We start from the raw sequence: 12,371 nt of genomic DNA, 5'->3' as shown, positions 1-12,371 counted from the left end.
TTTCGCTCAATTACAATTCCTTTTTGCTTTCGTTTAACTTTATCTTCAACAATTTTTCTATCAATCAATTCAAAATAAGTTCTCATCATCTCCAGTATAAAATTATCTGTTAGCTCCTTTAAATTTGTTTCTATTTCCTCCATTATTCGAGTTTCGTCTTCTGAAAAAAATTCTAAAACTTTATTGATGAATTCTTCGCATTTTTGTTGTATAATTATATTCACAAGAGACCCTCCTTTTTGATTGTTTTGTTTTGTCAATTTTTATTTTACCAAAAAGAGCGGTCTCTTGTATTTTTTTATTTGTATTTTTCCTACAACAATTTTACACTATGTTTTTTAATATTATGTAAACTAAAATTTAATATAAAAATCCCAAAACACCTGGTGTTAAGGGATTTTTCGTCTTTTTTGACTTGTCGTCGACCTCTAGGGATTTTTGCACTATTGGTGGTCGACGACAAAATCAAATAAGCCAAAACCTTGAGAATTTTTACTTCCTAACCCTACATCATAGGCTAAAGATATAAGTTCTGGATTGCCTTTTAAAATAAAATCTCCTGAATAACCTTTGATAATTGTATTTTTATAGTTAATTACTGCTAACCTGATTTTTTCTAGATTAGCTGCTTTAATTTCAAAATCATCTGTTGGTGGTTCTTTTTTATACAGTAGTTGATATTTTTTTTCGATATTTCTTCTAATTAACAAAGTAAAACTTTCATCTCCTGGTTTATGATAGATAGTCCTTTTTTTACCATTTTCCTCTACAGTACTATATATAACAATAGGTGATAGTGTCCTGATTTTAACGTTATCACTAAAATTCCCTTTATTAACAACTTCAATCTTGCTAATTTGAATATTATTTTTCCCTAAATAAAATTTATCTTTTTCTAACAATGCTTTACCAAATTCATTGATAAATTTATCAATTGGTGATGAAATAACTAATTTTATTGGTGATTGAAAAATTATTCTGTTTCCTATTTTATCGATGACAAATTTCCCTAATATCTTTGAAAAAGTAAATAACTTGAATTTCCTTTTATTGAATTCAAAACCTTCATCATGGATAAAGAAACGGAAAACTTCATCAGCTAAATTTTCATATATAAATCCTTGTACAATGTGATTATATTGTATAGGTAAATTTATTTCCTTTTCAGAAGTTATTTCTAATACAATTCTCATTTTTACACATCCTTTTTAGTTTATATATCCCTAATAGGTAATCTTTTTAGTTATAGATCAACTTAATTCTTCCTCCACCTAAAAAGTGTTTATTCCTCATCCCTGTGATATTCAAAGTTTCCCAAAAACATTATTGGAAACCAAAACAAATTAACATTTCCATTCTTTGTACTCTCTAAAATTAACATGTTTAAAAACCCTTATAGTGTGTGTTTCTCCCTCTTTAACCTCCTCCTTTACCTGTCTTTTAGATGTAGCATACAATGCTTTATATCCATTTTTTAAACAATAGTCTACTATTAAAAAAGTAGCACCAAATTCTCCTTGTACAATTACAAAAACATTTTCTCTTTTTTCTTTACTAATCCAACTAACAATCTTTTTTAGATTGTCTATTGGAAATTCGCCAGAAGGCTCAATATTGCTCCAAATATTTTGCAGATCTTCCGGCAAGTAAATTATTTCCTCTACTTTATATCTCGATTGTAGTTCTAATATTTGTTCATCATTTAATCTATGAGAAGTTATCACTAATGCCTTCATTCATCATCCCATCCTCTAAGCCTTAAATTTTATCCATATTAAAATTGCTGTACATGCGGTTTAATTCTATAAATTAAATTTTTCCTGATTATTCTAAAAATATTACCTTAAAAATTCCCACATAGTTAGGTAAATAACTAATCGCATTATTAAAACTAGTACCATCCCTTTTCATAATCTGAAAAATTATTCTAGGCTATTAATTATGTTCAAAAAGATCTAGTATATTAGAAAAGTATATTAGAAAAGCAGATTTCTAGTTAGAATAATTTTTTATCAAAGTATTTTTTAAGTATATTTATCTGAACTGTTATTCTAACAGTTTCTCATATACATTCATGGAAAGCAGAGTAATAATCATTTTGATAGGCAATATGATAATTGGGATATACCCTTAACTTCTTTTTTAAATGAGGAAATTGCATAATTTAAAGAGGCTGATTTTATTAAATTTATTTAAAGCAAAAAAAGAGGTTTCACCCCAAATGTCGAATATATTAAGTAGCACCAAAACTATCCGAAAGAAGTGAAACCTCTAAATGTATATTCGACAAATGAGCATAATTTCCTTTGAAGAAATTATAAAATTTCAACAAGAAACTAAGTTAGAAATGATTTTATCTCAATTAGACGTTTCTAAAATAGCCTATAATCTAAGAAAATCTAGTTATTCAAAAGGCCCAAAAGGTTATGAAGTAACATCAATGATTTATGCTTTAATAGCCATGCAAGTAGAAACAATTCAAACAATAAAAGAGTTAGTTTAAAAGCTTAAAGAGGTTCGTCATCTAACTATGGATATACTTTAAAAGTCAATTATAAAGAAAATCCTCGATACTATGGTTATCCTCTAAGATCCTCTGATGAATGGAAAAATCAATATAACAAAAGAAGTTCTGTTGAAAGATGTAATAGCAGGCTAAAAAAATATCTAAATTTAGATAATCTCAGATCTAAAGGTATAAAGAAGGCTAAAGTTCAAAGCTGCTTAACGATAAAAATTTAAAAATATTATAGAGAATGGAGGATGTTGTTCTAGATAACAAAATTTAACCTTTTTTAAAAACTCATTTATAATGAGTTAGATTTTCTATGCTCTTTTTTTGATAAACATAAAAATCTAATTATGCAATTTCCTCAATCAAGAATTTAAGACCTTTTAATTTTATTTTTAAAATAAAATCAATTTATAATATAGTCCGAAATGGTAAAACCGGTGATTTTTACAAAATCCTGCTATACCTTAGTTCAATCTTCATTAACATGACCCTATATTAAAACCCTAGATGATATGACAGTAAACCATATTTAAACTTGCACACATTAGCACTAGTTTAAAACTCAATAATATTTGATGATGATAAGTTTTTTACCCAAACAAACCATATCCCACTGAGCTTTTAGCCCCTATACCTTCTATGGTTAGTGCCTCCTTAAGGAGTTTTTCTGTTAATTCTAAGATAGTTCCTTGATATTCCTCAGAACTACCCAGTGTTATTTTTTCGTTGTCTTTGTCTTTTACCATGAGATAAAATTTAAAAAGAGCACCCTCTTCTAAAACCAAAAACTTTCTGATATTTGGCTGAAGATAATCAGCAGGTGGTATGTTATTTTTACCAGATGTATAGTAGTTATGGTAGTGGGAAGAGATAATATCTGTTTTAACTTTTATATTGCACAGGGGAAAAGCATCTAAAAATATAACCTTACCCTGCCTTTCTCCTAAAACACTGTCTTCAGGACTGCCAAAGATTTTACAAAAGGACTGGTCTCCTAGGGCACCACGGTCTTTATCTCCTTCATTTAGGTCAAAGATATTGTTTATAGCCCAGTTTCTGGCTACACCTTTAATAGCACTAGCTGGGATGTAGGGGATGCCATAAGTATGATGTAAGGTAAGGGAAGTTTCAAGAACACTGTCGTTACCTAAACCTATTACCATTGGTGAAGTGGTTTTTAATTCAAACTTCTTTACTTGATATCCTATGTTAGCATAGGCTTGACTTACAGCTTTGACCCTTTGGTTAATTTGATCTATAAGTTTTTTAATTTCTAGATTTTGGGCCTTGGGATAGAACTCATATTCTTTGGCCATTTCATTGAAATCAAACTCGTATTTTCCCTTTGAATCTTCTTGGCACTTGTAAAACTTGTTTAATAGTAGGGAATAATTGTCATACTGAAATTTGCCCCCTTTCTGCTTTTCGAGGTTATTCAATATCTGCCCGGTTTCCCTTGGGATGAAATATATGTTATTGGATTGTTTTTTGCTCTGGCTGTTGCTATTTTTTTGAGCTTTTTTATTTTTTTTATTTTTAGCCATCTTTTTCATCCCCTCCAAGCATACCTTCAGCAAAGCGGGCCATCCATTTATAAAGGGCTAAAAGCTCTGTAGTTGCAAGCCTATAGCTTTCTATGTCTAAGTTTATAATATTTTCAATAAACCTTTTGTCATCCTGTACTTGATTTGCTTCTGGTTGCACATGGTTTTTAACAGTTTGATCATAGCCATTTTTAAAAAGCAATTTTCCCAAAGAAGATTTTTCCATAAGCCAGGATTGACTTTGCTCATAAATCAATTTATAGGCATAATCTGATTTAGATTTGTCATTATCCTTTTTACTAAAAACAAAGGCGATGGCACCTGCTAGGCCATTGGCCTTGATAAGGGCAGGCAGTTTTCTCACATAAGATTTATAGTTTTTCTTTAAATGGGAGTATTCGCTGGCAATACTTTCCACACACTCGTAGGCATATTTAGCCCTTTCTCTCTCCATATCTGCTATTGTATTTCTAAACCTATTTAGAGTCATTTGTAAAAGCCACCACCTTTACAATTCCTTTGCCAAGGGTAGTATTGGCACCTATCTGCAGGTAATCAGGTAATCCTCTGATAAAAAAGTCCGCTATCTTTTGATGCTCCGTAGATTGATCATCAGATATGAATTTGCCCTTTTTATTTTTCTCTGCAAAGATTGGAGAAATCAAACTTAGAGAATATAGGACACTTTCAGCTGGCAGGTATTCTTCTGTAAAAAGGGCCCCTGGTTTAACAGTACCAGTTTGACTATCTATCTTTGTCCTGGTTATGACTTCTGTAAAAAGCTGTACAAAGTCTTTAAATACATCATCATGCAAAATTACTAGTTTATCTTTAATATCTTCAACTCCTAGAACATCAGAAAGCTCTTCGCCTAGGGATTTGGTTTCTTTTTTTTCCTCGACCTTTAGTGCATACTCCTCAAGGACAATCTGCCCATCATCTACCTTAATTTTATCTAAACTGGAAACAGAATTTACTGGAGGAACATACTTTAAATTTCCAAAAAAAATTTTCACAAAAGAGCCATTATCAGAAAGCTGATTAAAGATATCACAAATTTCAAGGTCTCTTTTAAACCTTTTCAAAACACCTGGACATGTAACCCAAGCAAATACCCCTTTTACAGACCTAACTGGAAAAAACAAAAGTCTGGCATCGCTAAACCCTAAGGAGGCAGCATGGCCTTTATCCCCTGTTTCTTCTGGGCCAAAAAGTAGTTCTATATCGTCACCGGTGACTTTTCCAAAGCCTTTTATTTCTTTATCAATTAAACCCTCAAAAGCTTCTCTTAGACATCCCTTGACTCCTGAGCTTTCAATTTTGGGAAATGCGGTATGTTTTTCCCGCTGAATAGGCAGGTCAACTAGCCCAACGTCACCACCTGCACCTACGTGCAATGGTGTCTGGACGTGAAAAAATAATGGAAAAGCTATTTTATACATATATTACTCTCCTTTCTCTGGATAGATTTGTTTAATTTTACCTTCACTCACATTATAGTTGTCTAGTGTGTTATCCAATTTTAGATGAAACCATTTTAAGTTTTCAGTTTCTTTAGGACGATCTTTGTGAAGTTTTTCAATATCTTTTAAAATTCTATTATAAATTTGTTGATTTGAATAAAGATAAACTTCTCTTTTATGTTTTTTGTTAGGATATAGCTCTGTTAACTTATAAAATCCACCTTGAATTAACTTGTATTCTATACTGTTTTTGTCTGTTTCCTCTATAACTTTAACACTACCAGCTGCTTTAATCTCTACCGCAAGAATCTCATCTCCATCTTCCACCAGTATATCAATTTCAAAATCTACTTTTCCGTCTTTTCCACTCTTAGTGTAAGAATGTTTAATCTTTGCTCCAGGAAACCTTTTTTCAACAAAGTACTTGTAGAGTTTTAATTCTATAAGATTACCCTTTAGGTTTGAAAAGTTTTCTCCATAGGCTTCTCTAGTATATTTTTGGTATATCAAACCACCTATAAAAGACGCTTTTACTTTTTTATCATCCTCGATAATCCTAACCATACCCTTTTCTAACAATGCATCTAAAAGCTCTTGTGAGTAATTTTCCACAAAACTATCCTTTGTGGGCAAATTCTTTATGCTTTTTTCAGGTTTTATATCATCAAAGACAAACAGATTTTCGTGTACAATTGAATAGTCATATTCTATTGGCAACTGTGGTACCTGGATAACTTCTTCTGTGTCTTCGTATATATAGAATGTAGGCAGAGAATGAACCTGGCCTATAACAGTAAAGTAGGGCACTAGAGCTTTGTACCCACCAGTAATATTTAATAGTGTATTTTTTTTTGATTTTTTTTCTAGCTTTGTTAAAATACATCCTAAAAGGTTTAGCAGCCCTTCATTTTCGAATCTTACTTTATCATTTACTAATAACCCTTTAACAATATTACCTTTTTTAGAATCTTCTTTAAAATACTCTCTAGTGAAGTCCACAGTTATATTGTGCTCTTTTCTGTTTTCAAAATATTCTTTTATCAGCTCTGCCGCCAACACACATGCTATAGAATCTGTAGCTATTAAATAAGCTGTGATTTTTTGTTTTATATTGCACTGCTCTTTAATTTTAATCAAGCTTTTAATTTCCGCTGAAGGATACTCTCCATCATCTATTTCTACTTGCAAATAGTCAGTTATTTTTTCTTTTATTTCGTTGATTTTTGAGCCACGTTCATTTAATTTTTCAAAGGGAACTGTTTTCAAACCATTTAATTTATCTTTAAAGTGATTATTTTTATTTTGTTTTAATCTTAAATATTTATCTAAAATCGACGTACCTACCGAAGTTATAATTATTGTTTCTTTTTCCATTATTTTATACCCTCCCCACAAATGACCATCCGAAACCTTGTTCCTGGTAATAATCTGACACTCTTTGGTCATGGAATAATTTTACAGCATCTTCAAGGGTGCCTTCTTCAAGTTTGAAATAATAAACACTTCCTGCTGGGACAGCCCTATACATTGGTTTTGGTTTACCCTTCTTCATATCAAAGCCCCCAATGGACTGATACCTACCCAGAGCAGCAGCTAACAAACGTATCCTAAGCCCTTTATAGGACCCAAAGTAGCAATTATCATCGTCTTTTTCTATCCAGCGAGGAAGCCATCCTTTTTCAAAGATAGCTGGTGTAGCAAAATAAATTTTAAACATCATTTCTTGTTTGTCCAGGTTCAAAATAGAAGTGTCTATATTGCTTGTTTTTTTAAAATAAGCTGTCTTACCTTCACCTCCTAACCTTAGTACTCCCTGTTCTGGTAGCTTAAGACCGGATGTTCTAAGTACAAAGGAAAGATTGTTAGTTCTAATCATCTCTGTCCTGTAGAGCATTTCTTCCTGGGAAGTACCCCAGTTTTTAGATATACCAATACCTATCTTAGGTTCAGAATAAAGAAAACCCTTTAGGTGATAAAAATTAAAAGACTCATCTTCTTTTCTTAAATATTTAAATAGTTCCTCTTCATCCAAATATCCCCCCTCTATTTCTTTTGCCTTTCCTTGTCCTTTATGCATTAAAATATATTTTAAGGGGCAGCTAGATTGACCTATGGGATTTTCATATAAGTCCAATAAAAACCCTTTGTTTTCCTGGTTGTAATTTTGGCCCCTTGAAAATTTCTTCTGAATGCAGTCTAATGGTGCCGGAAAGAAAGATGTATTGCCTTGGGCTAAATATATACCTGTGATTTTTAGTTCTTTAGTTGGGTCATTATCATTTCCAGCCAGGTTAAATTGGTTAACATTTTCTGCAAAAAAAAGGGTACGCAGGGCTCCATAAAACACTGAAGGTGATGGAGGAAAAATCGTTTGAGCCCAATTTTCTTCTGATTTGGTAAAAGGTCTAGCATCTCTAAAAAAAAGAGTATCTAGAGCTTCAACCTCAAAGGTTACTGTATCGGGTTTAGCTGTCATGGTTTACCTCCTTTCCTAAAAATACTGCAATGTCTAACAAATTAAAATAATCTATGATATTGGTGCCTCCACTTAAACCTGTATTTAAAAGGTCTATAAGGTCATTTTGAAAACAACTAATACTTTCAGCTTTACGATTTTTATAGTCTTCTTCACTCTCACCTGGTTTTCTCAACATCATACAAGAACGAGCTACCAGTCTATTTATTTCTTCTATTAAAATATTTTCTTCTATAAAATTATCGTTCTCACACCCTAAAAGGCGCATAAATTCTGCCCTTAAATTTTTTATAAAGCCTTTTGAAAAGCTCCCTTTGCTAATTTCATCTATTATCCTTTGTATAGTTCTTAACACTATGTAACTAGAACTATTAATTTGTTGCTCAAATTCATAAACAGCTTCTACTGTTTCGCCAGATCTTTTAATAAGAGCAATTGCTAGAGAGTTTTTTCTATGATTTTCCTTTGCTTTTTCAAGCATATGCCTTGATATGGAAAGAACCTCTGACAAAGGTGTTTTATAATGGGCTATTGCAACCCCTACTGAAGCTGAGGATTTTTTATGTGAAGGTGTTTTTGCTAGCTGTTCAAGGGCAGGAAAATCCCTCCTTATCTCAGTAAGGACATCAACTAGATGGTTTAGGTTTACAAAACCAAGGACATCATCCCCACCGGCATAAACTAGTTGCCCCTTAGGCGGTTTTAGTGCGTCACAGATTTTTTGAGCATATTCCCCTAAAGAATTAGCTAGCTTTTTGTGAAATTCAAATAGCCCTCCCTGGTCAATTAAATTTTCTCCTGAAAGCCACTGGCCCATATCATCACCATCTAAAGATAAAACGGCATAATACTTACTAAAATTCAAACCCTTTTCTGCAGCTTTTTTATGAATATTGTTTAATAAATCTTGGGAAACTCCTAATACCTCTAAGGGATATCCCCATTTTTTAAAATAATCTTCAGTAAGGTTTTCTTTATAAAACAGAGATGATTCAAATAAACCATTATTTTTTGATTTAAAGAGATTTTCATATTCAGTTATCTGCTTCTTTATTTCTCCATCCTGTTTTACTCTTTCTAGAGTTTCCATAAGGGCTATTTCTGAAGTAGAGCTAAAAGCATTAATCTGGGTATCGTATCTGTAAAACCTTTTTATAAAACAAACTGCACAAAGCCCTTCATTTTCGCTAAAAAGAGCAGTAAATATGTTTTTGTTACAAATATTGTTTAAATTAATGGCTGCAGGTGAGATATACTTACTTTTTAAGTTTGTTTTGGGGTTTATATAGTCTATCTTATTATCTTTACTCCTGTAGAATAAAACATTAAATTCACCACACAAACTGCATTTGCGACCTGTTTCGCCCAAAACCTGGCCAGCATGGCCTTCTTGTAGCTGCTTAAAAGTCCTGGTGTTTTTTACTGCACCCATTAATTTATCAATTTGATTAAAACCCTCCTGGTAGTTTTTATCGTCCAGACTAAAAATCGCCCAGTGAACTTCTAAAAACCTTTCCAGTTGCCTTTTAAAACCTGCTGGCTCTTTGAGCTTTAGTTTTTGTAAAAGGCTACAAAAAATTGTTTCTACTTCCTGGTATAGCATTTTTTCTATTTCTTTGCAGACAGCATTTAGCCCTTTTGACAAGCCTTCAGTTTCCACCACTGCTAAAAACCTGTTTGGTTTTGATGCCAAAGCTTCGCTTGGGTAAACTATCTCTACCTTTAATCCCTGCTGGTTTTTAAAGGCTTGCATTGCCTTTTCAATTAAGTCTGACAACAGCTTGCTGCCAGCATAAAGGTCAGAGGTTTTCCGGGCTTTATTGATAAAACTTTGAACTGGACCAATTGAAAAGATTACGAGTGTTTTAACCATTTACTCACCTCCTGTAATAAGCTATAACTTAGTTTTGGGCTTTTTCTTTAATAACTTTTTTTGACTCTAAGTTGGGGTCAAGAGTATATTCTAGTTTATATTCTAAATTATCTGCATCATTATCATTAGTTTTTTTTAGACTGTTCCAAAACTTGTCGAGGTTTTCTTCTGATGGTTTAGAATAGTTATTACCCCACACTAACTGAGCACCTTTGGGTAAAAATTCTCCTGTAAGCCTCAAAGCCATCCAGTAATATTTTCCCTGGCTATTTAGTATTTTAAGGATAAGTGGGGAAGCGCGCCTGCAAAATTCTATATCGCCTTTCTTGCCTATTACCTTTGATATTTTTTTTATGCGAATTCCATGGACAACAGGAAGACCTAAGTTGCCGCTACTGATAGAATTTTTGTGCTCAAATCTAAAGTCTTTATACCTTGCACCAATATCTGCCATGGCCTCTTGAAAGCTATCAAAGTTATTTGAAGAAACTATAAACCTTGAAAAATTCAAGTTAGAATAGGATGTGCAAGATTTATGTGAGGGAGAGATTATTTTTTTAATTATTGTAAAATTTTCCTTTAACCAGGTAGCCAATTCTTCAGAACTGTTAGCCTGGGGTATAAAATGAAGACCGTAGGTTTCTCCCTGAACTTTTTCAACATAAAGGTTTCCACCTCCCCTCCTGGACCTTGAGCCAACTCCTCCAAAAAATATTAAAACCCATAAAGCAGCAATAGCGTGTTTGAAAGCATTTTCACACCGGGAATTTATTATTAAATCAAATTGGGTGTTTGGTCCAAAAAGTTTAGGTTTATATTTGTTGATTACAGCTGAATACAACAAATACTCGATTGATTTTATTTTATCTTGTGCAAGATTGTTGTTGTTTCTTAAAATTTCTTGCAGATTATTTTTAATGCTATCCGAGCCTGGTTTACTGTCTAAAAAAATCTTGACTTTGCTTTTAATTCCCTTTGTGTCAGTAATACCTCCAAAAATATTTATTTCTTCTTTCTTTAAAGCCTCAATATCATCTGAAGCTTTAATGGCCCTCCACCAAAAACGCATTAACCCTTTAAACTCTGTAGCCCTCAGTTCAGGCTTACTTTTGTTGGCTCCATACATTAAAATAGGTGTAATGCTTCTAAGTGTCAATTTTAGGTGATACATCCAATTCTCCCCCCTTAGTAAAATTTAGTATATATTTATTCATTTTTACATGATATTGAGGAAATACTATTAAAAAAAACAAAAAATACTAGCGAACCCAAATGTTAAATATTTAATAGCAACCGAAAGTTTATGTGTTTATAATACTCATCACATATATTCTACAAATATACTTAAATTCCTTTAATAAAATTATAAAATTTCAGTAATAACTAATTTAAATAATTTTTCCAATTAAACATTAAACCTATATCTATATATTGCACAAAATTTAGGGGTATTTGATAAAATCACATCATCTTTAACAATCAAAACATAAATACTATACTTTAAACATTTATTAGGTAGTTGCGAAACTATTAAGCAAAAGGTCAAAAAAACAGGAAATGAATGGTAAAAGAGTGGAAAAGATGTATAAAAGATAAGCCGATACTTTTAGATAGTACAAGTTAAGTAAAAAAGAGCATGACAAATAAACTTATAAGAATAGGAGTTTTTTACAGATTATGATATAAGGTTATGAAATTAAAGGCTTCAAACTACGAATGTATTGATGACAATGCATTTTATCTGCAAGAAGAACTGTAATCAGCTGAGTAATACCACCTAAAAGTAAATCAGCATGCAAAGTTTTTTCATTACGTGTTTTTCGACCAGCAACACACAAGTTATCTTTAAGGTGGTTGATAGTTCTTTCCGTAACAGTACGTGTTTTGTAAGCATCTTCCCATTCTGGTGTTCCACGGAGAGTGCCTGGATATGTTCGCAAATCCTTTTCTAAAAAGCTGCATCACCAATAAAGGTTTTTGGATTGAATTGAGATCTAGGTTTCAATCCCTTATAGGTAGGCTGGTAACAATGTCAAGATAACAGTTGATTATGATAGTGTCAACTTTTTATAGGATATTTATAAATTGATGACCACTCTATTTTGGTTTACAAATTAAATGTTCCATTATGTATATCTTTCAAACATTTAAACATTGGTATCAGTTTACCTTTGCTTAATATGGGCACATTATTTAATAGTTCACATACCTTGGTATAGGTATTTTTGATCTTTAGGACAATATTTTTTTCCAGGCTATAGCTTTTCTTTGCTTCTGATTTTAAATGTTTAAGTGTAATTTTGCCACCACTACTTAAATATGCTCGTAACTCAGCCATTGCCCGCAGTCCTTCACGACTCCAACCCATTGGTCGGCTGCTTAAGCGGCTTGATAGTACATGACTTATGTGCCCTTCTGTTCCACCTCCATAACATCCTTCTTCTTTATATATTGTTATCGCCTGCCAGTTGTTAAGAACATACCTTTTAAAGTTTTTGAT

At 32.2% G+C, this 12,371-nt stretch carries 11 protein-coding genes and 2 pseudogenes; 2 read left to right on the top strand and 11 right to left on the bottom strand.

Features of this window, described 5'->3' with window-relative positions; genetic code table 11:
• The 3 genes and pseudogenes from BMX60_RS10065 to csx20 all read right to left on the bottom strand — a co-directional run.
• Positions 1-224: pseudogene (locus BMX60_RS10065) on the bottom strand (ISLre2 family transposase); the annotation flags it as partial.
• Positions 225-443: 219 nt separating this feature from the next.
• Positions 444-1,193 (bottom strand): CRISPR-associated endoribonuclease Cas6, encoded by a 750-nt coding sequence (cas6, locus tag BMX60_RS10060; protein ID WP_091351340.1) that lies wholly within the window; start codon positions 1,191-1,193, stop codon positions 444-446.
• 150 nt (positions 1,194-1,343) lie between these two features.
• Entirely contained in the window at positions 1,344-1,736 is a 393-nt protein-coding gene (csx20, locus tag BMX60_RS10055; protein ID WP_091351339.1) for a CRISPR-associated protein Csx20, read from the bottom strand.
• A gap of 539 nt (positions 1,737-2,275) precedes the next feature.
• Here csx20 and BMX60_RS10050 point away from each other — a divergent pair.
• Together BMX60_RS10050 and BMX60_RS12490 are read left to right on the top strand one after the other, a co-directional pair.
• Positions 2,276-2,503 carry a hypothetical protein gene (locus tag BMX60_RS10050; RefSeq protein WP_091351338.1) on the top strand — a complete coding sequence of 76 codons (228 nt, stop codon included), beginning with the start codon at positions 2,276-2,278 and terminating at the stop codon, positions 2,501-2,503.
• Positions 2,504-2,601: 98 nt separating this feature from the next.
• Positions 2,602-2,742: pseudogene (locus tag BMX60_RS12490) on the top strand (transposase); the annotation flags it as partial.
• A 363-nt stretch (positions 2,743-3,105) separates the two neighbouring features.
• On the opposite strand, the gene cmr6 reads toward BMX60_RS12490, so the two are convergent.
• The 8 genes from cmr6 to BMX60_RS10000 form a co-directional block, all read right to left on the bottom strand.
• Positions 3,106-4,059, bottom strand: coding sequence for a type III-B CRISPR module RAMP protein Cmr6 (cmr6, locus tag BMX60_RS10040; RefSeq protein ID WP_177159777.1), 954 nt, complete (start codon positions 4,057-4,059; stop codon positions 3,106-3,108).
• Positions 4,052-4,549, bottom strand: a complete 498-nt coding sequence (gene cmr5, locus BMX60_RS10035; protein ID WP_091351336.1) for a type III-B CRISPR module-associated protein Cmr5 — start codon at positions 4,547-4,549, stop codon at positions 4,052-4,054. The genes cmr6 and cmr5 overlap by 8 nt, the downstream gene beginning before the upstream one ends.
• Positions 4,536-5,501, bottom strand: a complete 966-nt coding sequence (gene cmr4, locus BMX60_RS10030; protein ID WP_091351335.1) for a type III-B CRISPR module RAMP protein Cmr4 — start codon at positions 5,499-5,501, stop codon at positions 4,536-4,538. Before cmr4 ends, cmr5 begins: the two co-directional genes overlap by 14 nt.
• 3 nt (positions 5,502-5,504) lie before the next feature.
• Positions 5,505-6,896 carry a hypothetical protein gene (locus BMX60_RS10025; RefSeq protein ID WP_177159776.1) on the bottom strand — a complete coding sequence of 464 codons (1,392 nt, stop codon included), beginning with the start codon at positions 6,894-6,896 and terminating at the stop codon, positions 5,505-5,507.
• Positions 6,897-6,900: 4 nt separating this feature from the next.
• Positions 6,901-7,998, bottom strand: coding sequence for a type III-B CRISPR module-associated protein Cmr3 (gene cmr3, locus BMX60_RS10020; RefSeq protein ID WP_091351333.1), 1,098 nt, complete (start codon positions 7,996-7,998; stop codon positions 6,901-6,903).
• On the bottom strand, positions 7,988-9,871 hold the full coding sequence (gene cas10 / locus BMX60_RS10015) for a type III-B CRISPR-associated protein Cas10/Cmr2 (RefSeq protein ID WP_091351332.1): 1,884 nt from the start codon (positions 9,869-9,871) through the stop codon (positions 7,988-7,990). Before cas10 ends, cmr3 begins: the two co-directional genes overlap by 11 nt.
• 28 nt (positions 9,872-9,899) lie before the next feature.
• A complete protein-coding gene (gene cmr1 / locus BMX60_RS10010) occupies positions 9,900-11,042 on the bottom strand; it encodes a type III-B CRISPR module RAMP protein Cmr1 (protein ID WP_091351331.1) in 1,143 nt (380 codons plus the stop codon).
• A 936-nt stretch (positions 11,043-11,978) separates the two neighbouring features.
• A partial coding sequence (locus BMX60_RS10000; protein ID WP_177159775.1) for a UPF0236 family transposase-like protein occupies positions 11,979-12,371 on the bottom strand: 393 nt, incomplete at its 5' end.

It is taken from the genome of Anaerobranca gottschalkii DSM 13577 (assembly GCF_900111575.1).
Classification (GTDB): Bacteria; Bacillota; Proteinivoracia; order Proteinivoracales; family Proteinivoracaceae; genus Anaerobranca; species Anaerobranca gottschalkii.
The sequence above is the reverse complement of the archived record's forward strand: the minus strand, read 5'-3'. Positions and strand labels throughout refer to the sequence as shown.